This is a genomic window from Erwinia typographi, assembly GCF_000773975.1.
GTDB classification, from domain to species: Bacteria; Pseudomonadota; Gammaproteobacteria; order Enterobacterales; family Enterobacteriaceae; genus Erwinia; species Erwinia typographi.
Genome location: NZ_JRUQ01000055.1, coordinates 17,490 through 38,479 on the forward strand (window position 1 = coordinate 17,490; position 20,990 = coordinate 38,479).

Annotated in this window: 22 protein-coding genes; 10 read left to right on the forward strand and 12 right to left on the reverse strand. The window is 57.7% G+C overall.

The window, feature by feature from the left end:
- Positions 1–62: 62 nt before the first annotated feature.
- On the reverse strand, positions 63–407 hold the full coding sequence (locus NG99_RS18925) for a YbgS-like family protein (protein WP_034896350.1): 345 nt from the start codon (positions 405–407) through the stop codon (positions 63–65).
- 295 nt (positions 408–702) lie between these two features.
- Between NG99_RS18925 and aroG the strand changes: the two genes are divergently transcribed.
- Positions 703–1,755, forward strand: coding sequence for a 3-deoxy-7-phosphoheptulonate synthase AroG (aroG, locus tag NG99_RS18930; protein ID WP_034896352.1), 1,053 nt, complete (start codon positions 703–705; stop codon positions 1,753–1,755).
- A gap of 113 nt (positions 1,756–1,868) precedes the next feature.
- Here the strand turns inward: aroG and gpmA are convergent, their stop codons facing one another.
- From gpmA to modE, 6 genes are all read right to left on the reverse strand, one after another.
- On the reverse strand, positions 1,869–2,621 hold the full coding sequence (gpmA, locus tag NG99_RS18935; RefSeq protein ID WP_034896355.1) for a 2,3-diphosphoglycerate-dependent phosphoglycerate mutase: 753 nt from the start codon (positions 2,619–2,621) through the stop codon (positions 1,869–1,871).
- 157 nt (positions 2,622–2,778) lie between these two features.
- Positions 2,779–3,816 (reverse strand): galactose-1-epimerase, encoded by a 1,038-nt coding sequence (gene galM, locus NG99_RS18940; protein WP_034896357.1) that lies wholly within the window; start codon positions 3,814–3,816, stop codon positions 2,779–2,781.
- Positions 3,810–4,958: a galactokinase gene (gene galK, locus NG99_RS18945; RefSeq protein ID WP_034896358.1), complete on the reverse strand. Its 1,149-nt coding sequence runs from the start codon at positions 4,956–4,958 to the stop codon at positions 3,810–3,812. Before galK ends, galM begins: the two co-directional genes overlap by 7 nt.
- A 2-nt stretch (positions 4,959–4,960) precedes the next feature.
- A complete protein-coding gene (gene galT, locus NG99_RS18950; protein ID WP_034896360.1) occupies positions 4,961–6,007 on the reverse strand; it encodes a galactose-1-phosphate uridylyltransferase in 1,047 nt (348 codons plus the stop codon).
- A gap of 297 nt (positions 6,008–6,304) precedes the next feature.
- Positions 6,305–7,774, reverse strand: a complete 1,470-nt coding sequence (gene modF / locus NG99_RS18955; protein WP_034896361.1) for a molybdate ABC transporter ATP-binding protein ModF — start codon at positions 7,772–7,774, stop codon at positions 6,305–6,307.
- Between the two features lie 75 nt (positions 7,775–7,849).
- Positions 7,850–8,629 (reverse strand): molybdenum-dependent transcriptional regulator, encoded by a 780-nt coding sequence (gene modE, locus NG99_RS18960; protein WP_034896362.1) that lies wholly within the window; start codon positions 8,627–8,629, stop codon positions 7,850–7,852.
- A gap of 147 nt (positions 8,630–8,776) precedes the next feature.
- Here modE and NG99_RS18965 point away from each other — a divergent pair, with 147 nt between their 5' ends.
- The 4 genes from NG99_RS18965 (at position 8,777) to modC (ending at position 11,618) form a co-directional block, all read left to right on the forward strand.
- Positions 8,777–8,932 (forward strand): AcrZ family multidrug efflux pump-associated protein, encoded by a 156-nt coding sequence (locus tag NG99_RS18965; protein WP_034896675.1) that lies wholly within the window; start codon positions 8,777–8,779, stop codon positions 8,930–8,932.
- 147 nt (positions 8,933–9,079) lie between these two features.
- The gene (gene modA / locus NG99_RS18970) at positions 9,080–9,850 is read left to right on the forward strand and encodes a molybdate ABC transporter substrate-binding protein (RefSeq protein ID WP_034896363.1); all 771 of its coding nucleotides are present in this window, start codon (positions 9,080–9,082) and stop codon (positions 9,848–9,850) included.
- A complete protein-coding gene (modB, locus tag NG99_RS18975; protein ID WP_034896366.1) occupies positions 9,850–10,539 on the forward strand; it encodes a molybdate ABC transporter permease subunit in 690 nt (229 codons plus the stop codon). Before modA ends, modB begins: the two co-directional genes overlap by 1 nt.
- A complete protein-coding gene (gene modC, locus NG99_RS18980; protein ID WP_034896370.1) occupies positions 10,539–11,618 on the forward strand; it encodes a molybdenum ABC transporter ATP-binding protein ModC in 1,080 nt (359 codons plus the stop codon). Before modB ends, modC begins: the two co-directional genes overlap by 1 nt.
- Here modC and NG99_RS18985 read toward each other — a convergent pair.
- Positions 11,600–12,418 carry a pyridoxal phosphatase gene (locus NG99_RS18985; protein WP_034896372.1) on the reverse strand — a complete coding sequence of 273 codons (819 nt, stop codon included), beginning with the start codon at positions 12,416–12,418 and terminating at the stop codon, positions 11,600–11,602. The genes modC and NG99_RS18985 overlap by 19 nt on opposite strands.
- A gap of 150 nt (positions 12,419–12,568) precedes the next feature.
- On the opposite strand from NG99_RS18985, the gene pgl reads away from it, so the two are divergent.
- On the forward strand, positions 12,569–13,564 hold the full coding sequence (gene pgl, locus NG99_RS18990; protein ID WP_034896375.1) for a 6-phosphogluconolactonase: 996 nt from the start codon (positions 12,569–12,571) through the stop codon (positions 13,562–13,564).
- Between the two features lie 55 nt (positions 13,565–13,619).
- On the opposite strand, the gene NG99_RS18995 is transcribed toward pgl, so the two are convergent.
- From NG99_RS18995 to bioA, 4 genes are all read right to left on the reverse strand, one after another.
- Positions 13,620–14,096, reverse strand: a complete 477-nt coding sequence (locus tag NG99_RS18995; RefSeq protein WP_034896378.1) for a kinase inhibitor — start codon at positions 14,094–14,096, stop codon at positions 13,620–13,622.
- Positions 14,097–14,113: 17 nt separating this feature from the next.
- Positions 14,114–14,794 (reverse strand): type 1 glutamine amidotransferase domain-containing protein, encoded by a 681-nt coding sequence (locus NG99_RS19000; RefSeq protein WP_034896380.1) that lies wholly within the window; start codon positions 14,792–14,794, stop codon positions 14,114–14,116.
- Positions 14,795–14,807: 13 nt separating this feature from the next.
- Positions 14,808–15,851, reverse strand: a complete 1,044-nt coding sequence (locus NG99_RS19005) for an NADP-dependent oxidoreductase (RefSeq protein ID WP_034896383.1) — start codon at positions 15,849–15,851, stop codon at positions 14,808–14,810.
- 150 nt (positions 15,852–16,001) lie between these two features.
- Positions 16,002–17,294, reverse strand: coding sequence for an adenosylmethionine--8-amino-7-oxononanoate transaminase (bioA, locus tag NG99_RS19010; protein WP_034896387.1), 1,293 nt, complete (start codon positions 17,292–17,294; stop codon positions 16,002–16,004).
- A gap of 88 nt (positions 17,295–17,382) precedes the next feature.
- Here bioA and bioB point away from each other — a divergent pair, with 88 nt between their 5' ends.
- The 4 genes from bioB to bioD are packed head-to-tail and all read left to right on the forward strand — an operon-like array spanning position 17,383 to position 20,975.
- Positions 17,383–18,414, forward strand: coding sequence for a biotin synthase BioB (gene bioB, locus NG99_RS19015; RefSeq protein ID WP_034896391.1), 1,032 nt, complete (start codon positions 17,383–17,385; stop codon positions 18,412–18,414).
- Positions 18,415–19,569, forward strand: coding sequence for an 8-amino-7-oxononanoate synthase (gene bioF / locus NG99_RS19020; RefSeq protein WP_034896394.1), 1,155 nt, complete (start codon positions 18,415–18,417; stop codon positions 19,567–19,569).
- On the forward strand, positions 19,550–20,308 hold the full coding sequence (gene bioC, locus NG99_RS19025) for a malonyl-ACP O-methyltransferase BioC (RefSeq protein WP_034896397.1): 759 nt from the start codon (positions 19,550–19,552) through the stop codon (positions 20,306–20,308). The genes bioF and bioC overlap by 20 nt, the downstream gene beginning before the upstream one ends.
- Complete coding sequence (gene bioD / locus NG99_RS19030; protein WP_198138810.1) at positions 20,301–20,975, forward strand: dethiobiotin synthase; 675 nt, start codon at positions 20,301–20,303, stop codon at positions 20,973–20,975. The genes bioC and bioD overlap by 8 nt, the downstream gene beginning before the upstream one ends.
- The last annotated feature ends 15 nt before the right edge of the window (positions 20,976–20,990 follow it).

The following is a 20,990-nucleotide window of genomic DNA, read 5'->3' on the forward strand; positions in this document are numbered from 1 at the left end:
AAAGGTGGACAAAAAAAGGAGAGCGGGCGCTCTCCTTATTCGTTACGCAGTCAGGCGGTAAATTATTGCGTTGTGCCGTCCGTTTTGGTTTTCGCGCCAGGCCCGACCTTCTTATTGATGTCAGGGCATTTACCGTCTTTACACTCGCTGTTTTTATGAATCTGCGAAGCGGTCATCTTTTTATGATGCTTCATCGTGGTACTGGTGTCACTGGTGGCATCGCCAGTATTGTTAATTTTACTGTTGCTGACGTTGTTCGGCGCAATTTTCTGCGCGGCGCCGCCAGAGGCCGCACCGGCATCAGCGGCCTGATTCGTCGTGCCATTGTTGCTACTTTCAGCCATTACCGCGCCGCTGCCCAACGTCATTGCTGCGGTCAGAAATACGATTGCAAACTTATTCATCATTATGCTCCGTTAACTTATGAATATTGCTCAACCAAACCACGATAAAAAAGCGGTTTGAATAAAATTCAAGAAAAAACGCAATACTGTCCCCGCACAAGGTTCACCCAATCTAAAGTGAGTGATCTTTATGCGTTTTTTTTAAGTGTTTACAAAATAAAGTGTAGTTCAGAATAGTAAAACAGCAACTCTGAACCGCAATTAAGTCAGCAAAGTCGATTTACAGCACGGTAAGCACAAGATAAATTGGAGGGGATGCGCCCGATGTGCAGAACGGCTTTTAAATACTGGAAAGATTATGAATTATCAGAATGACGACCTAAGAATCAAAGAGATAAAAGAACTTCTCCCCCCTGTAGCTTTGCTTGAAAAGTATCCTGCCACGGACGCGGCGGCGAAAACCGTTTCCCTTGCCCGTCAGGCTATTCACAATATTCTTAAAAAAGCCGACGATCGCTTATTAGTGGTGATTGGCCCCTGTTCCATTCACGATACTCAGGCAGCGAAAGAATACGCCGCGCGGCTGCTTAAACTGCGCGAAGAGCTTAACGATTCGTTAGAACTGGTAATGCGCGTTTATTTTGAAAAGCCGCGTACCACCGTGGGCTGGAAAGGGCTGATTAACGATCCGCATATGGACGGCAGCTTCCAGATCAACGACGGCCTGCGCATTGCCCGTAAGCTGCTGGTGGACATTAATGATACCGGTCTGCCTGCGGCCGGTGAGTTCCTTGATATGATCACCCCGCAGTATTTGGCGGATCTGATGAGCTGGGGAGCGATTGGCGCAAGGACCACCGAGTCGCAGGTCCACCGCGAGCTCTCTTCAGGCCTTTCCTGCCCGGTAGGCTTTAAGAACGGCACCGATGGCACCATCAAAGTGGCCATTGACGCAATCAACGCGGCCAGCGCGCCGCACTGCTTCCTGTCGGTGACCAAATATGGCCATTCTGCCATTGTTGAAACCAGCGGTAACGGTGATTGCCACATTATTTTGCGCGGCGGCAAAGAGCCGAACTACAGCGCCCATCACGTCAGCGCGGTCAAAGCCGGTCTGGAAAAGGCCGGACTGGAGGCTCAGGTGATGATCGACTTCAGCCATGCCAACAGCAGCAAGCAGTTCCAGAAACAGCTGGAAGTCTCTGATGACGTGGCGCAGCAGATTGCCGGAGGCGACAAAGCGATTATCGGCGTGATGATTGAGAGCCATCTGGTAGAAGGAAATCAGAGTCTCGACAGCGGCGAACCGCTGGTTTATGGCAAGAGCGTAACCGATGCCTGCATTGGTTGGGAAGACACTGAGAAAGTTCTTCGTCAGCTGGCGGAAGCGGTAAAAGCGCGTCGCGGTTAGGTGCAGGGAATTTATTCCAGCCGCTGTCGCCAAAGTCAGCATAAAAAAATCCGCCGAAAGGCGGATTTTTTTATGCTCAGCGTTCAGTTGCCTTCAAATGGAAGGCGAGCGAATTACTTCGCTTTGCCCTGGTTAGCTACGGCCGCCGCTTTCGCCGCGATCTCGTCAGCATCACCCAGATAGTAATGTTTGACTGGCTTGAAGTTTTCGTCGAACTCATACACCAGCGGCACGCCGGTAGGGATGTTCAGTTCAAGGATCTCGTCTTCGCTCATGTTGTCCAGGTATTTCACCAGCGCGCGCAGGGAGTTGCCGTGGGCGGCAATGATCACTTTCTCGCCGCTTTTCATCCGCGGCAGGATGGACTCGTTCCAGTAAGGCAGCACGCGATCGATAGTCAGCGCCAGGCTCTCGGTGGTTGGCAGCTGCTCAGCGGTCAGTGACGCATAGCGCGGGTCGTGGCCAGGGAAACGCTCATCGGCGCGATCCAGTTCTGGCGGGGTAACCGCGAAGCCGCGACGCCACTGTTTCACCTGATCGTCACCGTATTTCTGAGCCGTTTCGGCTTTATCCAGACCCTGTAGCGCACCGTAGTGACGCTCGTTCAGGCGCCAGGATTTTTCCACCGGCAGCCAGACCTGATCCACCTCGTCGAGGATGTTCCACAGAGTGTGAATGGCACGTTTCAGCACGGAGGTATAAGCGAAATCGAAGGTAAAGCCTTCTTTTTTCAGCAGCTGACCTGCGGCTTTCGCTTCGGTACGGCCTTTATCGGACAGGTCAACATCGTACCAACCGGTAAAGCGGTTTTCATTATTCCACTGGCTTTCGCCGTGACGTACCAGAACCAGCTTAGTTACAGCCATAGCTTAACTCCTTAATAATCTGACGTTTCTATGATAATGGTAAACCGCAAATTGCCCGTAACACCCTGGCGGCAATTTTATAGGCCATTACCATAGCGGAAATCTGCGCAGCGCGTAAGCCTGCGGCGTCTTTGATGCGCGTTTTTCATGCGCTGAATCAAACCGCCGTCAGGCGATAGCGCGTGACCGACTGATACGATTCACCTGGTTTAAGCCAGCAGTCAGGCTGCGGCCACTCGGGGTGATTCGGCGAGTCGGGTAAGAACTCGCTTTCCAGTGCGATCCCCTGAAAGGCAGTATAGACGCCCTGCTCGCGGGCTGGGGTACCCTGAAGATAATTGCCTGAGTAAAATTGCAGCGCCGGGGCGGAGGTAAACACGCTGAGCTTCAGCTTTCCATCCGCTGACCACAGCTCGGCGGCCGGTTTCTGCTCATCGCCCCCGTTCAGCAGGAAGGCATGATCATAGCCCTTCACCGCGCGCTGATCGTCATCCTGCAGAAACTCCTTCGCCACCGTTTTCGGCTGGCGGAAGTCAAAGCTGGTGCCCGCAACGGCCTTGAGATCGGCATCAGGGATGCCGCTGCTGTCAACTGGCAGGTAGCGATCGGCATTCAGTTGTAATTTATGACCGCGCGCATCGCCATGCTGAGCGTCAAGATTGAAGTAAGCATGGTTTGTCAGGTTCACCGGACAGGCCTGGTCGGTGCTGGCGTGATAGTGGATCGACAGCGTGTTGTCGTCTTCAAGCCGGTAGAGCAAGGTAACCAGCAGGTTGCCCGGATAGCCCTGATCGCCATCCGGCGAGTCCAGCCGGTATTCCACTTCCTGTTCCGCCTGGCGAACGATCTGCCAGCGGCGGTTATTAAACCCTTCCGGACCGCCGTGAAGCTGATGCGGCCCCTGATTGGCCGCCACGCTGAAGGTTTTCTCCCCGGCGCTAAAGGTAGCGTTCGCAATACGGTTGGCATAGCGGCCGACGGTGGCGCCCAGGTAGGCAGACTGGTGTAGATAATCAGATGGGGTGGCGCAGCCGAGCAGCGCCTCCCGCACATGGCCGTCTTTCATCGGCACGCGAGCGGAGAGCCAGGTCGCCCCCCAGTCCATAAAGGTTACCACCATGCCGCCCGCGTTACGCAGCGTGGTGATATGCCACGGCAGGCCATCTGGCGCATGGGAAGTCTGTTCTGTTAGCATTGACCCGCTCCCGCCGAAGCTTTGCAGACGTAAAAGGTTTCTTTGATGCCGGACTTCGCCTGGTACTGCTGCGCGACGGCAGCCTGCACGCTGTCGACCAGATCCAGCGGCATCAGCGCCACGATGCAGCCGCCGAAGCCGCCGCCGGTCATGCGTACACCGCCACGGTCGCCAAGCGTCTCTTTAACAATCTCCACCAGCGTATCGACGGGCGGTACGGTGATTTCAAAGTCATCACGCATGGAGGCGTGAGATTCCGCCATCAGCACCGCCAGTCGCGCTAAATCGCCTTTGGCTAACACGTCGGCGGCTTCGAGCGTGCGGGCATTTTCCGTCAGTACGTGGCGCACGCGTTTGGCAACGATGGGGTCCAGCTTGCTTTCGGCATCGCTGAACTGCTCCAGCCCGACATCACGCAGTGACGTTTTACCAAAGAATTTCGCCCCCGCCTCGCACTGTTCGCGGCGAACGTTATACTCGCTGCCCACCAGGTTGCGACGGAAGTTGGAGTTAATAATTACCACGGCAATGTCTTCCGGCATGGGAACCGGGCGAGTACTCAGCGTGCGGCAGTCCAGCAGCATGGCGTGATCTTTTTTGCCCAACGCGGAAATCAGCTGATCCATAATGCCGCAGTTACAGCCAACGAACTGGTTTTCCGCTTCCTGGCCGTTAACGGCAATTTCCGCACCGTCTAATTTTAGTCCATAAAGCTGCTGGAAAACGGTGCCGACCGCCACTTCCAGCGAGGCGGAAGAACTGAGGCCCGCACCCTGCGGCACGTCACCGGCAATCACCATATCTACGCCGCCAAACGTACTGTCGCGCTTTAGCAGATGTTTTACCACGCCGCGAACATAGTTCGACCACTGCTGATCTTTATGCGGTGCAATCGGCTCGTCCAGCGAGAAGATATCCTGCTGGTTTTCGTAATCGGCGGCAATCACGCGCACCTGGCGATCGTCACGCTTAGCGCAGGCAATTACCGTCTGATAGTCGATAGCGCAGGGCAGCACGAAACCATCGTTGTAATCGGTGTGTTCGCCGATTAAATTCACCCGGCCCGGCGCCTGAATCGTATGGTCAGCGGCGTAGCCAAATTTTTCGTTGAAAATCTTATGGGTAGAGGTCTGTAAAGTCATTGTTATGCTCCCGTCTCGCGGAAATGAATATCACTGACGGAACGCAGGCGCTCGGCTGCCTGTTCCGCTGTTAAATCGCGCTGGGTCTCGGCCAGCATTTCATAGCCAACCATAAATTTACGCACCGAAGCGGAACGCAGTAGCGGCGGGTAGAAGTGGGCGTGCAGCTGCCAGTGGTCGTTGGCCTCACCGTTGAACGGCGCGCCGTGCCAGCCCATTGAATACGGGAAGGAGCACTGGAACAGGTTGTCATAGCGGCTGGTTAGTTTTTTCAGCGCCAGCGCCAGATCGCTTCGCTGGGCATCGGTCAGATCGGTCAGGCGTTTGATGTGCGCCTTTGGCAGCAGCAGCGTTTCGAAAGGCCATGCGGCCCACCAGGGCACCACGGCCAGCCAGTGTTCGGTGTCGACTACGCTCCGGCTGCCATCCTGCACTTCGCGTGCGGTGTAGTCCACCAGCATCGGCGAACCGTGCCGGACAAAATAAGCACGCTGCAAATCATCTTCGCGTTTGGCTTCGTTCGGCAGGAAGCTGTTGGCCCAGACCTGGCCGTGGGGATGCGGGTTAGAACAGCCCATGGCCGCGCCTTTGTTTTCAAAAACCTGCACCCAGAGATAGTGCTGTCCCAGATCGGCGGTCTGTTCCTGCCAGGTTCTGACTACCTGTTCAAGGCCGGAGAGCGTCAGCTCAGGCAGCGTTTTGCTGTGATCGGGAGAGAAGCAGATCACCCGGCTGGTGCCGCGTGCGCTTTCGCAACGCATCAGGATATCGTCACTTTCCGGCGCATCCGGCGTGTCGCTCATCAGCGCGGCGAAGTCATTGGTGAAGACATAGGTGCTGGTGTAGTCGGGATTTTTATCGCCGGTGACGCGAGTATTGCCAGGACACAGGAAGCAATCCGGGTCGTGAGCAGGCAGTTTTTCCTGAGAGGCAGCTTCCTGCGCACCCTGCCACGGGCGTTTGGCGCGGTGAGGAGACACCAAAATCCACTGATCGGACAGTGGGTTATAGCGGCGATGCGGATGATCGACCGGATTAAATTTTTGCATGTTGAGTCCTGATAACCTTCTTTATGCGTCGATAGCCTGTCAGAAAAATAGCACAGAGCGGAGGAATAAAGCGTGATCAAGTTTGGATAAATGGAATCGTTTACACAACTTGAATAATCCGAACTCTCAGTAAAACCGCTAAATTAATCGATGGGGTTGTGGCGGGAGCGGGGTATTGGTGGTAACGGTTACATTACGTCTGGCGCGCGCAAAGAAGGTCCGCTGTCAGCCATACTCTGTGGCTGACGGGCCGGGCTACGGCGCAGCGATCTCTGCGCTGAAGGTGATGGCTGGCGCTCAGGCAAGAGCATCAAGCTGGTAGCGATAGCTGTCGCCTGCTGGCACAAAAGTCAGGCGATGGGTAATACATTGCGGTGCGTCTTCAGCATGGTGCGACACAAACAGCAGCTGGGTTTCTCCCTCGCTAATCAGCACATCGACAAAGCGGCGTACCAGCAGACGGTTGATCGGGTCCAGTCCCTGTAGCGGCTCATCCAGAATCAGCAGCGTCGGATGCTTCACCAGCGCGCGGGCAATCAGCACCAGACGCTGTTGCCCCCAGGAAAGGCCGTGGAATGGCGCATCCGCCATCCTCTCCATGCCCAGTAGCTTCAGCCACTGCCCGGCCAGCGCCTGCTGGCGATCGGAAACGGCCTGATAAATGCCGATGGAGTCGAAATAGCCGGAGAGAATGACGTTACGAACGCTGCTGCTGACGCGATAGTCCAGATGCAGGCTGCTGCTGACGTAGCCGATATGCTGCTTGATGTCCCAGATCGTCTCTCCGCTGCCGCGGCGGCGGCCAAACAGCGTCAGGTCGTTGCTGTATCCCTGCGGATGGTCGCCGGTCACCAGGCTCAGCAGGGTGGATTTCCCCGCGCCGTTAGGGCCGACAATCTGCCAGTGCTGGCCTGGATGCACTTCCCAGCTCAGGTCATTGAGGATCGGCCTGTCGTTATAAGAAACCCTGCCGTTGCGCAGCACGATCAGCGCAGCCCCAGGTTCTGGCTGCGGTTTTGCCGCCGGGTCATCCGACTCCGGCAGCGTCATGCCCGCCAGCTGCTCGCTGTGCGCCAGCTGGGCGACTAAGGCCTCGGCCAGGATCGCCTTGCGCGGGCCAACGTGGGTCAGCGTGCAGTCTGCCAGCACGCCAACCCGATCGATAAATTCCGGAATATCATCAAAACGGTTCAGTACCAGCACTACCGTGCAGTTTTGCTGGTGAAGTCCGGCCAGTACCTCCGCAAGGTTGGCGCGAGATTCGACGTCAAGCCCGTCAAAAGGCTCGTCCAGCACCAGCAGATCGGGCTGAGACATTAACGTCTGGCACAGCAGCGTTTTACGGGTTTCGCCCGTCGACAGGTATTTAAAGCGGCGATCCAGCAGCCGCGTGATGCCAAACAGCTCGGCCAACTGCTGGCAACGGGCGGCGTCCTGGTGATTTTCCTGCACGATCTCGGCGGTGGTACGGCCAGTATCGTCCTCGCCTGGGCTGAGCAGGTCGGTGTTGTTGCGTTCCCACTCCTCCGCCACCAGCTTCTGTAACTGTTCAAGCGAGAGGCGGGCAGGGCGGACGAAGCTGCTGGTCACCTGGCCTTTGGCGTTTTGCAGCTCGCCTGCCAGCGCGCGGGCCAGGGACGACTTACCGCTGCCGTTGGCGCCAACAAAGGCCCAGCTTTCGCCTGCCTGGAGTGATAACGCCTCAAGGGTCAGAGTATGGTTTGCGCTAAGGTGAAACGTGCCTTGCGAAATATGCAACGTTGACATTGTTCATTCCATTTTATGCATTGTACCCAAACTATTAATCCTCAACGCAGCCGATGTCAAATGTCGCGATCCGATTCAGAGCAGCGTGGCGATAATCACCTTGTCGGCATTAAAATGTGCTGTGACCGGCGCATTCAGCTGCAATTTTTGCTCTGCCACGCGCGCATTGCTCAGCGTGGCACACAGCGTCTCGCCGCCGGGCAGAGCGATCAGAACTTCACTCTGGCTTTCACCCTGCTCAATTTTGCTGAGCGTGCCGCTCAGCTGATTATCGGCGCTGGAGGACGCGGTGGTGACGTCGATCCAGGGAGCCTTAATCAACACCAGCACCTCTTTGCCGCTGGTCAGCGCAAGGCGGTTGGCGCTCTGTTCGGTCAGGGCCACTTTAATCCGGGTGCTGCCGTCGGCCAGCAGCACTTCGACATGTTGCACCACGGCCCGATCGTCGCGGGCGATAACGGTGCCGAATAGCTGGTTGCGGGCGCTGGTTTGCAGCGAGAAGCGCGCAATCGCGCCCAGCAGGCTGCCCAGGGGAACATCGTCCTGCAACACGTCAAAAGCTTTCTGCTGGATCTGCTCCATCAGCGCAAACAGTTGGATCAGCCGCTCGCCGTAGGGCGTGACCTGCGCGCCGCCGCCGCCTTTACCACCGGTCGCACGCTCGACCAGGGTACGGTCGGCCAGCGTATTCATCTCGTTAATAGCATCCCACGCGCTTTTGTAGCTGATCCCGGCGAGTCTGGCGCCCTGGCTGATCGAGCCGGTTTGCTTAACCTGCTTCAGCAGCTCAATGCGCCTTGGGTCGGCAAACAGCCGCTGCTGTAGTTTCAGGGTCAGGGAAAGTTCGGCCTGCATAATGCGTCGCTCCGGGAAAGGAAAGGGTTGGGTAAATTGTACACCTTTGTCGGCCCCGAGCGTAAAAACAGGTAAAACGCACATAAAGGCAGTGCACTTTTTTTCGCTGTGGATACAATGGTTTTTTTCATCAGCAACGAGGCTTTTATGCTGGAATTACTGATCGGCCTGGGTGAGGCGATCCTGATGGTCCCGGTGGTCATGGCGATTATCCTTGGCCTGATTTACGGCCTGGGTGAAGTGTTCAACATCATCTCGAAAATTGGTCATTCGAAAGACCAGCCGGCGAAAGATCGCCAGTAACCTCTCCTGATACGCCCGGCGCCTGCCGGGCGTGCGTTTTTTTCTTGCGTTAGCTCAACTTCTTGTCCCGCCTGACGATAAACTTCATGACACTGTTTTTGAACTCGTTATAGTATCAGCCACATAACGATCCCTCTGGAGAACATCATGTCTGTTAAATTGCGTTATTTCTTTGCCGGCGCCGTGCTGAGCGCCAGTTTCGCGGGCCATGCGCTGGCCGCTGAGAAGATTACCGTGTTTGCGGCCGCCTCATTGACCAATGCCCTACAGGAAATTGGCGATCAGTACCAGAAAGGCAAAGAGGTGCAGATCGTCTCCTCCTTCGCCTCCTCCTCTACTCTGGCGCGTCAGATTGAGCAGGGTGCGCCAGCCGATCTGTTCATCTCTGCCGATCAGCAGTGGATGGACTACGCCGTGCAGAAAAAGACCATCGATGACGCCAGCCGCTTCACGCTGTTGGGGAATGAATTAGTGCTGGTCGCGCCGACCGAGACTCACCCGCAGCAGGTGACGATTTCCAAAAGCACCGACTGGAAAAGCCTGCTGAAAGGGCAGCGTCTGTCGGTCGGCGATCCCGATCATGTCCCGGCCGGTATCTACGCGAAAGAAGCGTTACAAAATCTGGGCGCCTGGGATACATTATCCTCGCAGCTGGCGCCGGGAAACAGCGTGCGTGTAGCCCTGTCGCTGGTGGAGCGTAACGAAGCCCCTTACGGCATTGTTTACGGTTCCGATGCGGTAGCCAGTAAAAAAGTCACCGTTGTCGGCACCTTCCCGGAAGAGAGCCACAAGCCGGTCGAATACCCTATGGCGATGGTGAAAGATCGTAATTCTGCCACCGTCACCGCTTTCTATAACTATCTGAAAGGGCCCGAAGCCGCGGCCGTGTTCAAACGTTACGGATTCACGCCTGAATAATGATCCTCAGTGACCCCGAATGGCAGGCTGTTGCCCTGAGCCTGAAAGTTTCCTCAGTGGCGGTTTTTTGCAGTTTGCCCTTCGGGATCCTGATGGCCTGGGTGCTGGTTCGCTGTCGTTTCCCCGGTAAAACGCTGTTAGACAGCCTGATCCATCTGCCGCTGGTGCTGCCGCCGGTGGTGGTGGGTTATTTACTGCTGATTGGATTTGGCCGTCGCGGCTTTATCGGGGCGTACCTTTACGACTGGTTTGGTTTTACCTTCGCCTTCAGCTGGCGCGGTGCCGCGCTGGCTTCCGCCGTGATCGCCTTCCCGCTGATGGTCAGAGCCATTCGGCTGGCGCTGGAGGGCGTTGACGGCAGGCTGGAGCTGGCGGCCCGCACGCTGGGAGCCGGCCGCTGGCGAGTGTTCTTTACCATCACGCTGCCGCTGACCCTTCCGGGCATTATTGCCGGCACGGTGCTGGCGTTTGCCCGTTCGCTGGGCGAGTTTGGCGCCACCATCACTTTTGTCTCAAATATTCCCGGCGAAACCCGCACGTTGCCCTCGGCGATGTATACGCTGATTGAAACGCCCGGTGCAGAAAATGCGGCGGCGCGTCTGTGCGTCATCGCCATCGTGCTGGCGCTTTTGTCGCTGCTGATTTCTGAATGGCTGTCCCGCTGGGGTCGTAAAAGGCTGGGGATATAATGCTGGAACTGAACTTCACCCAACGGCTTGGCAACCATACGCTGACCCTCAACGCACAGCTTCCGGCGAAGGGGATTACCGCTATTTTTGGCGTCTCCGGGGCTGGGAAAACCTCGCTAATTAACGCGATTGGCGGGCTAACCAAACCGCAGCAGGGCAGCATTACGCTGAATGGGCGGGTGCAGAGCGACGCGGAGAAAGGTTTGCATCTGGCGCCGGAGAAACGTCGCATTGGCTACGTATTTCAGGACGCGCGTCTGTTCCCGCACTACCGCGTGCGCGGCAACCTGGAATATGGCATGGCGAAAAGCCTGCGGCCCGAGTTCGACACTCTGGTCCGGCTGCTGGGCATTGAGTCGCTGCTTTCGCGTTTCCCCGCCTCACTTTCCGGCGGTGAAAAACAGCGCGTGGCGATTGGCCGGGCGCTGCTGACCGCGCCGGAAATTCTGCTGATGGATGAGCCGCTGGCCTCGCTGGATCTGCCGCGCAAGCGTGAGCTGTTGCCCTACCTGCAAACCCTGGCAAAGACGGTAGAAATCCCTATTCTGTACGTCAGCCACAGCCTGGATGAAATTTTGCAACTGGCGGACAACGTGCTGGTGCTGGATAACGGCCGCGTGAAGGCGCTGGGCACGGTTGAGAAAGTGTGGGCAAGTAGCGCAATGCGTCCCTGGCTGCCGCGTGCGGAGCAGAGCAGCGTGCTGCGGGTACAGGTGCTCGATCAGCATCCGCATTATGCGATGACCGCGCTATCGCTGGGCGATCAGCATATCTGGGTCAGCCGGGTGGATGCGCCCGCGAAAACGCCGCTGCGCCTGCGTATTCAGTCCGCCGACGTCTCGCTGATCCTGCAACCGCCGGTGAACAGCAGCATTCGCAACATTATTCCCGCGCAGGTGGCGGAACTGCTGGAAATAGAGGATCAGATCGAGGTGAAGCTGATGGTCGGACAGAGCGAGCTGTGGGCGCGCATCACGCCCTGGGCACGCGATGAGTTGATGATTAAACCAGGCATGTGGCTCTATGCCCAGATTAAAAGCGTTTCGATTATCGCGCCAACTCACAGCACTTCGCGGTAGATTGTTTCGGCAATGCCCGGCTCAAGATTGGTGCCGATAACCCGGCCCGCACGGGCTTTGATCGCCTCGTCGGCATTACCCATCGCCACGCCAAGCCCGACCGTTTCCAGCATACTCAGATCGTTATAGTTATCGCCAAACGCCAGCACGTCGCTCATCTGATAGCCTTCCGACGCCACCCACTGTGCCAGACGCTTGCCTTTGCTGTTGCCCGCTTTGGCAATGTCGACCTGATCGTGCCACGACCATTCGCAGGCCAGCCCCATATCGTTTTCTACTCGCTCAGCGAACTGCTGTAATGCGCGGGTGTCAGGATGGGAAAGGGCAAACTTCCAGATAGAATCCGCTTGTTGCGCGGCCTGGGCCAGGCTGTCGACCTTGTTGATTACCGGACGCTGATGCTCAGGCAAAGAGAGGCCCCAGTTGATGGAGCGGGTGACATGACCGGTTTCGGTCTGGTAAAGCATCGCATTGTCGACGTACAGCAGGCCATGAATCGCCGCTTCGTCCAGCATTTCAATTACCCGCAGCGCCTGCTCTGTGGGGAGCGGATCGGCCTGAAGAACCTTTTTTGCCTGATAATCATACAAATAGGTGCCATTACAGCAGATTGCAGGTGTATCTAACGCCAGCGCCTGATAAAAAGGGTGGATGGCGACATGATGACGGCCGGTGACGATAGCGATCTTCACACCGGCCTGCCGGGCTTTTTTCAGGGCTTCCAGCGACTCAGGAAGAATGGTTTTTCCCGGCGTTAACAAGGTGCCGTCCAGGTCCAAAGCAATGACGCGATAACTCATACACAGTTCCGAAAGTGGCTAAATGAGAACCGGAGAGTGTACACCCTGTGACGGGGTTAACAAAATGACCCGTCACAAATCCCCCGTCGTGGGAAAGAAAAACAGGCTACGCTTTGCCACAGGTCAGCTTATGCAGAAAAAGGAGTATTCATGAAACAGGTTGTTTATACCGCCAGCCCCGAAAGCCAGCAGATCCACGTATGGGATCTGACCGATACCGGTGCGCTAACCCTGCTACAGGTAGTGGATGCTCCTGGCCAGGTTCAGCCGATGGTGGTCAGTCCTGACAAACGTTTTCTTTACGTCGGCGCGCGGCCCGATTTCCGCATTGTCGCTTATCGCATTGATGAGGAAGGCAAGCTGAAGGAAGCCGGACACGCTTCGCTGCCAGGCAGCCCGACCCATATTTCGACCGATCGCCAGGGGCGCTTTATTTTTGTTGGCTCTTACAACGACGCCTGCGTTAGCGTCAGCCCGATTGGTGCCGATGGCCTGCCGGGCGAGCCGCTTCAGGTGATCAACGGCCTGGACGGCTGCCACTCGGCTAATATCGACTTCGGCAACAAAACGCTGTTCGTCCCGGCGCTGAAGCAGGATCGTATCTGCCTGTTTGACCTCCAGCAGAGCGGCAAACTGCTGCCGCATAAGCAGTCGCAGGTGACCACCGTTGAGGGCGCAGGCCCACGTCATATGGTGTTCCACCCTAATCAGCAGTACGCCTACTGCATTAATGAGCTGGACAGCACCGTAGACGTATGGAACCTGAAGAACGCCCACGGAGAGGTTGAGCGGGTGCAGAGCCTGGACATGATGCCTGCCGGTTTCAGCGAGACTCGCTGGGCGGCTGATATTCACCTGACGCCGGACGGCCGCCATCTGTACAGCTGCGATCGCACCGCCAGCATTCTCAGCGTGTTCAGCGTCAGTGAGGATGGCGGGCTGCTGACGCTTGAAGGGCATCAGCCGACGGAGACTCAGCCGCGCGGCTTTAATATCGACAGCACCGGTCGCTACCTTGTTGCCGCCGGGCAAAAGTCGCACCACGTTGAAGTGTATAAAATTACTGGCGAGCAGGGGTTACTCCAGCCGCTGGCGCGCTATGCGGTCGGTCAGGGACCGATGTGGGTAGTGATTAACCCGCTATAACCGTTTGGATTTTTTCCGCAAAAAAAGGGGCGAGAAATCGCCCCTTTTCGATCGTTTAGCTGTACATCGCGGTTAGCGAAGCGCTGCCCAACTGATGGAAATGGACGTTAAAGCCGAGATAAGCGCCGCTGGCGTTTTCATCGACGTCCAGCTTTTCCACGTCGATGGCATACACGGTAAAAATATAGCGGTGGCTTTCGCCAGCTGGCGGTGCTGCGCCGCCGTAGCCGCTGCTGCCAAAATCTGTCCGGGTTTGTACCGAGCCGGCGGGCAATTCAGCCTTGCCTGACCCGGCGCCCTCTGGCAGGGTGCGGGCGTCCGCTGGCAGGTTTGCCACGCCCCAGTGCCACCAGCCTGATCCGGTCGGCGCATCAGGATCGTAACAGGTGATCACGAAGCTTTTGGTGCCCGGCGGCACGTCGTCCCAGGCTAAATGGGGAGATAAATTCTCACCCTTGTATCCCATTCCGTTGAATACCTGGCGTTCGGGAAGCTTATCGCCGTCGTTAAAATCCTGGCTAAACAGTTTCATTCCATCTCCTGAAGTGATTATTGATGAAGCAGTTTCAGCAGCTCTTCGGCTGCGGCTGCGGAGGAGGCCGGATTTTGTCCTGTCACCAGATGGCCGTCGGTCAGGACAAAAACGCCCCAGTCATCGGTTTTCTCGTAGTCGGCGCCCAGTGACTTCAGCACATCCTCAACCAGAAAAGGTACCACATCCGTAAGCCCAACGGCTGCCTCTTCGCTGTTACTGAAGCCAGTCACGCGTTTTCCGGCAACCAGCGGCGTACCGTCAGGCTTTTTCACATGGCGTAACACGCCGGGAGCATGGCACACCGCGCCGACTGGCTTGCCGTTGGCAAAGAAGTTTTCAATCAGATCGATGCTGACCCGCTCTTCGGCCAGGTCCCACAGCGGGCCGTGGCCTCCGGGATAAAACACCGCGTCAAACTGCGTGCTGTCGATATTCTCCAACTGCTGAGTGTTTGCCAGCGCTTGCTGCGCAGCAATATCCTGGCGAAAGCGTTCGGTGTCCGCCGACTGGGCGTCCGGCTCGTCGCTTTTAGGATCGAGCGGAGGCTGCCCGCCCGCGGGCGAGGCCAGCACCACATTAATACCGGCATCACGGAAGATATAATAAGGGGCGGCAAACTCTTCCAGCCAGAATCCCGTTTTTTTGCCGGTCTCGCCCAGACGGGCGTGTGAGGTCAGCACCATAAGCAATTTCATTAGCCAGGCTCCTTCAGGGTTTATCGCCAGCGACCCGAATCAGGACTTTACCGAAGTTGCGGCCTTCCAGCATTCCGATAAAGGTTTCCGGTGCGTTATCCAGTCCGTCAATGCAGTCCTCGCGGAAAACGAAGCGATCCTGTTCCACCCACTGGCTCATCTGACTGAAAAATTCGCCAAAGCGATGGCCGTAATCCTGGGTGATGATGAAGCCCTCCACCCGCAGACGCTTGCGTAAAATAGCGCTCTGGAACTGGGGCAGAAGATCCGGCCCTGGTGAGGATTCGGTGCTGTTATAGTCTGCAATCAACCCGCACACCGGGATACGTCCTTTGGTATTCATCAGCGGCAGAACGGCGCTAAAGACTTTACCCCCCACGCTTTCGAAATAGACATCTATCCCGTCGCGGCAGTAGCGTTTGAGCGCTTCGGCCAGATCGGCCGCACGGTGATTAAGACAGCGGTCAAAGCCCAGCACCTGTTCAGCGTAGCGGCACTTCTCCTCGCCTCCGGCAATCCCCACCACATAGCAGCCTTTCAGCTTGGCGATTTGCCCAACCATTGAGCCAACGGCTCCGGTCGCGGCTGCCACCACCACGGTTTCCCCTGGCTGGGGGGTGCCGATATCCAGCAGGCCCATATAGGCCGTGAAGCCGGTCATACCGAGCAGGCCAAGCGCCCAGGAGGGATGTTTCAGTACCGGGCCGGTCAGCTTGAAGAGATCTTTACCGTTTGATACGGCGAAATCCTGCCAGCCGCTCTGGCTGACGACCCAGTCCCCCGGCGTGAAGTTTTCATTATTTGACTGTTCGACAATCGCTACGGTTCCGGCTCCCATCACTTCATTGACGCCGACGGGCGCAACGTAGGATGGCGCGTCGCTCATCCGACCACGCATATAGGGATCTAACGATAGCCAGACGGTACGAAGCAGAACTTCGCCTTGACCAGCCGTTGGAACGTGTTGGCTCTCAAGGCGGAAATTCGCTTCGGTTGGCGCACCGTGCGGGCGTGAGGCCAGCACGATGCGGCGGTTAGTTTGTTTATCTTGCGGCATAAAATTTCTCCTTTACGAGATGTTGCCCCGTAAAAGAGTAGTGCATCAGCAGGCTTGCTGCTTTGTGGCGCTTCGCAAATGTGCAGCCAGAGCGGGCGAAGAGGCTTCGCCACTCTGATAAAAAATGGTCCTGGCGGTAGCGCGCTGCACTTACTCAGGCAGAAACAGTTCAGGGCGTTCAATGGCCCCGGCGATAGCATCGGTAAGCTGAGCCAGCGCCTCCGCCTGAATAATATAAGGCGGCATCAGGTAGATCAGCCTGCCGAAGGGACGTATCCACACTCCGCGCTCAACAAAGAAGGCCTGAAGCTCTGCCATCCTGACTGGACGTCGGGTTTCAATCACCCCGATCGCACCCAGCACGCGAGCATCGGCGACTTCCGGCCGCTCGCGCAGCGGAAGCAGTGCTGCTTTCAGCTGCGCCTCGATAGCCGGAACCTGCTGCTGCCAGCGATTTTCCTGAAGTATCGCCAGGCTTTCACTGGCGACGGCGCAGGCCAGCGGATTGCCCATAAAGGTTGGACCATGCATAAAGCAGCCCGCTTCGCCGTTGCTGATGGTGTCGGCCACCTCACGGGTGGTGAGGGTGGCGGAGAGCGTCATGGTGCCGCCGGTCAGCGCCTTGCCCACGCATAGTATGTCAGGGGAAATTCCGGCGTGCTCGCAGGCAAACAGCTTGCCCGTACGGCCAAAACCGGTGGCAATCTCATCGGCAATCAGCAGGATGCCGTGGCGATCGCACAGTTCACGAACCCGCTGCAAGTAAGTTGGATGATAAAAACGCATTCCTCCTGCACCCTGGACGATGGGCTCCAGGATGACGGCCGCCACCTCACCGTTATGACTGCCGATCAGCCGTTCAAACTCCTCCACGTCACGTTCCTGCCACTCTGCGGAAAAACCACAGGCTGGGGCCGGAGCGAAAAGATGGCTGGGTAGATAGCCCTGATAGAGGCTGTGCATGGAGTTTTGCGGATCGCACACCGACATGGCCGCAAACGTATCGCCATGATAGCCGTTGCGCAGCGTGAGAAAACGCTGGCGGCGTTCGCCCCTGGCCTGCCAGTACTGCAATGCCATCTTCATGGCAACTTCAACCGCCACCGATCCTGAATCGGCCAGAAACACACACTCCAGCCCCTGCGGCGTCATCTCAACCAGCTTACGACACAGCGCCACGGCGGAGGGGTGCGTAATCCCACCAAACATCACATGGGACATCCGATCGATTTGTTGCGTCATCGCCCGGTTCAGGCGGGGATGGTTATAGCCATGAATCGCTGCCCACCAGGAAGACATGCCGTCGACCAGGCTGCGGCCATCGGCCAGCTGGAGGGACGTATCCTGAGCGGCAACCACCGGATAGACCGGTAGCGGCTGGCTCATTGAGGTGTAAGGATGCCAGATATGGTCACGGTCAAAGGCAAGATCGGATGGCGTCATAAATTACTTGTAAACCAAATTCAAAAAATTTAGTTTACAAGTATAACCAGGCAAAGACCCTAAAACGACCTTTTTTTTGGAGCAAGCAATGGCAACTCAGTGGACTCTCTCGCAGGCTAATGCCCTGTTCGAAAAACCCTTTCTTGAGCTGATGTTCGAGGCGCAGCAGGTGCACCGTCAGCATTTTGACCCTCGCCAGGTACAGGTTAGCACACTGCTGTCGATTAAAACCGGCGCCTGTCCGGAAGACTGTAAATACTGCCCTCAAAGTTCACGCTACAAAACCGGGCTGTCCTCCGAGCGCCTGATGGAAGTGGAAGCGGTGCTGACCTCGGCGCGCAAAGCCAAGGCGGCAGGTTCGGACCGTTTCTGTATGGGCGCGGCCTGGAAAAATCCGCACGAGCGCGATATGCCCTACCTTGAGCAGATGGTGAAAGGTGTGCGGGCGATGGGACTGGAAACCTGTATGACGCTGGGAACGCTCAGCGAAGATCAGGCCCAGCGTCTGGCGCGCGCCGGGCTGGATTATTACAACCATAACCTCGACACCTCCCCGGAGTTTTACGGCAGCATTATCACTACCCGCAGCTATCAGGAGCGCCTGGACACGCTGGGTAAAGTGCGCGATGCCGGGATTAAAGTCTGCTCCGGCGGCATTGTGGGTCTGGGGGAGACCGTCAACGATCGCGCTGGCCTGCTGGTGCAACTGGCGAACCTGCCCACTCCGCCAGAAAGCGTGCCGATCAACATGCTGGTTAAGGTGAAAGGCACGCCGCTTGCCGATAACGAGGACGTGGACCCGTTTGATTTCATCCGCACGATTGCCGTGGCCCGCATCATGATGCCAGGCTCGCACGTTCGTCTCTCCGCCGGGCGTGAGCAGATGAGCGAGCAGACCCAGGCGATGTGCTTTATGGCCGGTGCCAACTCTATTTTCTATGGCTGCAAGCTGCTGACTACGCCAAACCCGGAAGAAGACAAAGATATGCAGCTGTTCCGCAAGCTGGGGCTGAATCCTCGCCATACCACCACGGAAACCGGGGACAACGAGCAGCAGCAGGCGCTGGCTGGGCAACTGCTCACCGCTGACACCGAACAATTCTACAACGCGGCCGTGTAAGTGAGCTGGCAGCAACGACTCGACGATGCGCTCGCCGCGCGTCGGGAAAAAGGGCAGTTTCGCCAGCGTCGTGTCAACGAGCAAAGCGAGGCGCGAACGCTACAAATCGGCGGATCGCGTTACCTGAATTTCTCGGCCAACGATTATCTCGGACTGAGCCGCGATCCTGACATCGTCAGCGCCTGGCAGCAGGGAGCCGAACGCTATGGCGTGGGGGCTGGAGGGTCTGGACACGTCACCGGTTATCACCTGGCGCAGGCTGAGCTGGAGCAGCAGCTGGCTGACTGGCTCGGCTATCCGCGCGCGCTGGTATTTATTTCCGGCTTTGCGGCGAATCAGGCGGTTATTGCCGCGCTGCTGGCGAAAAACGACCATATTTTCGCCGATAAACTGGCCCACGCGTCGCTACTGGAAGCGGCGGCGATGAGTCCCGCTACGCTGCGGCGTTTCGCGCATAATCAGCCCGCGGCGCTGGAGAAACTGCTGGCAAGCCCGGGAGAGGGTGAAACGCTGATCGTCACCGAAGGCGTATTCAGTATGGATGGCGACAGCGCGCCGCTGGCCAAACTCCATCAGCTGTCGCAGCTTCACGGCGGCTGGCTGATGGTTGACGATGCTCACGGTATCGGCACCACCGGCGAGCAGGGGCGGGGCAGCTGCTGGCAGCAGCAGGTGAAGCCGGAACTGCTGGTAGTGACCTTCGGCAAGGCCTTTGGCCTCAGCGGCGCGGCGATCCTTTGCGAGCAGCCCACGGCTGACTATCTGCTGCAATTTGCCCGACACCTGATTTACAGCACGGCAATGCCGCCAGCTCAGGCTTTTGCCCTTCAGGCCGCGTTGCTGCGTATTCAGCAGGGCGACGATCTTCGCCAGCGGCTACAGAACAATATCGCGCATTTTCGCGAGGGCGCTCAGGCGCTCGGACTGGACTTATTACCCTCTGCCACGGCGATCCAGCCGCTAATTGTCGGCGAAGAGCATCAGGCGCTGGCGCTGGCGGAGTCGCTGCGCCAGCGCGGGCTGTGGGTCACCGCCATTCGTCCGCCGACCGTGCCGCCAGGCACCGCCAGGCTGCGGATCACCCTGAGCGCGGCCCATCGAGCGGACGATATTCAGCAGTTGCTGGAGGGGTTGCATCATGCAAGCCGTCAATAAGCAGGCTATCGCTCAGGCCTTTGGCCGGGCAGCTCAGAGCTACAATCAGTATGCGGAGTTACAGCGCCTTTGCGGCGAAACGCTGGCTGGCTACGCCAGCAGGCAGCAGGGGCAGAGAGTGCTGGACGCTGGCTGCGGGCCGGGCTGGTTTAGCCAGCGCTGGCGAAGCGCAGGGAACCACGTCACCGCCCTCGATTTGTCAGCGGAAATGCTGAGTCAGGCCCGGGCGTCAGACACTGCCGATCGCTATCAGCATGGCGACATTGAAGGCTTGCCCTTCACAGAACCGCAATTTGATCTGTGCTGGAGCAACCTTGCGGTGCAATGGTGCAGCGATCTGCGGCTGGCGCTGACGGAACTGTACCGGGTGACTCTGCCGGGCGGTCAGATCCTGTTTTCAACGCTGTCCGACGGATCTTTACACGAGCTTGCCGAGGCCTGGAAACCGCTGGATTTATCCGCGCCGGTAAACCGCTTTTTGCCGCCCGAAGCCATCCGGCAGGCGGGAGAAAATCTTCTGCTGACCCTGACGCAGCAAACTCTGACCCTGGGGTTCCCTGACGTGCTCAGCGCCCTACGGTCGCTGAAGGGCATTGGCGCCACGCATCTGCATCAGGGACGCAGCGGCGGTCTGCTCAGCAGGCGGCATCTGCACCAGCTGGCGCAGTGCTGGCCGCAGGACCAGCGGGGCTATTTGCTCAGCTATCATCTGGTTTATGGAGTTATACACTGTGAGTAAACGCTGGTTTATTACCGGAACAGACACCGAGGTTGGCAAGACGGTCGCCAGCACGGCACTGCTACAGGCCGCCAGCGCAGCAGGATTCCGCTGCGTGGGCTACAAGCCGGTCGCGTCAGGCTGTGACATGACGCCTGAAGGTTTGCGCAATGAGGACGCGCTGGCGCTGCAAAAGAACAGCGTGCTTAAGCTGCCTTATGACAGCATCAATCCACTGGCCTTTGCCGAGCCTACGTCACCGCATATCATCAGTGCCGAAGAGGGCAGGCCCATCACCTTTGAGCGGCTCTCGGCAGGCCTGGCGGCGCTGACGCAGCAGGCGGACTGGGTACTAACCGAAGGGGCGGGGGGCTGGTTTACGCCGCTTTCTGCGAGCAGCACCTTTGCTGACTGGGCGCGGCATGAGCAATTGCCGGTGGTGCTGGTGGTTGGGGTGAAATTGGGCTGCATTAACCATGCGATGCTGACCGCTCAGGCCGTGCAGGCCAGCGGGCTGCGTCTGGCAGGCTGGATAGCCAATGGGATTCAAGCGCCGGGAAAACGTCACGCCGAGTATCTGGCGACGCTTAAGCAGCGCTTGCCAGCCCCCATGCTGGGTGAGATACCCTTTTTGACCCAGCCGCAGCAGTTTGAACGGCTGGGGCAGTACCTGCAGCTGCCTGAATAACCTTCCGCCATCGGG

Coding starts and splice junctions, on each gene's coding strand:
- modB (WP_034896366.1), top strand. CDS start 9,850: ATGATCCTCAGTGACCCCGAATGGCAGGCTGTTGCCCTGAGCCTGAAA.
- NG99_RS19000 (WP_034896380.1), bottom strand. CDS start 14,794: ATGAAATTGCTTATGGTGCTGACCTCACACGCCCGTCTGGGCGAGACC.
- modC (WP_034896370.1), top strand. CDS start 10,539: ATGCTGGAACTGAACTTCACCCAACGGCTTGGCAACCATACGCTGACC.
- pgl (WP_034896375.1), top strand. CDS start 12,569: ATGAAACAGGTTGTTTATACCGCCAGCCCCGAAAGCCAGCAGATCCAC.
- galM (WP_034896357.1), bottom strand. CDS start 3,816: ATGCTAACAGAACAGACTTCCCATGCGCCAGATGGCCTGCCGTGGCAT.
- NG99_RS18965 (WP_034896675.1), top strand. CDS start 8,777: ATGCTGGAATTACTGATCGGCCTGGGTGAGGCGATCCTGATGGTCCCG.
- NG99_RS19005 (WP_034896383.1), bottom strand. CDS start 15,851: ATGCCGCAAGATAAACAAACTAACCGCCGCATCGTGCTGGCCTCACGC.
- modE (WP_034896362.1), bottom strand. CDS start 8,629: ATGCAGGCCGAACTTTCCCTGACCCTGAAACTACAGCAGCGGCTGTTT.
- NG99_RS18925 (WP_034896350.1), bottom strand. CDS start 407: ATGATGAATAAGTTTGCAATCGTATTTCTGACCGCAGCAATGACGTTG.
- modF (WP_034896361.1), bottom strand. CDS start 7,774: ATGTCAACGTTGCATATTTCGCAAGGCACGTTTCACCTTAGCGCAAAC.
- aroG (WP_034896352.1), top strand. CDS start 703: ATGAATTATCAGAATGACGACCTAAGAATCAAAGAGATAAAAGAACTT.
- galK (WP_034896358.1), bottom strand. CDS start 4,958: ATGACTTTACAGACCTCTACCCATAAGATTTTCAACGAAAAATTTGGC.
- gpmA (WP_034896355.1), bottom strand. CDS start 2,621: ATGGCTGTAACTAAGCTGGTTCTGGTACGTCACGGCGAAAGCCAGTGG.
- bioA (WP_034896387.1), bottom strand. CDS start 17,294: ATGACGCCATCCGATCTTGCCTTTGACCGTGACCATATCTGGCATCCT.
- bioB (WP_034896391.1), top strand. CDS start 17,383: ATGGCAACTCAGTGGACTCTCTCGCAGGCTAATGCCCTGTTCGAAAAA.
- NG99_RS18995 (WP_034896378.1), bottom strand. CDS start 14,096: ATGAAACTGTTTAGCCAGGATTTTAACGACGGCGATAAGCTTCCCGAA.
- modA (WP_034896363.1), top strand. CDS start 9,080: ATGTCTGTTAAATTGCGTTATTTCTTTGCCGGCGCCGTGCTGAGCGCC.
- galT (WP_034896360.1), bottom strand. CDS start 6,007: ATGCAAAAATTTAATCCGGTCGATCATCCGCATCGCCGCTATAACCCA.
- NG99_RS18985 (WP_034896372.1), bottom strand. CDS start 12,418: ATGAGTTATCGCGTCATTGCTTTGGACCTGGACGGCACCTTGTTAACG.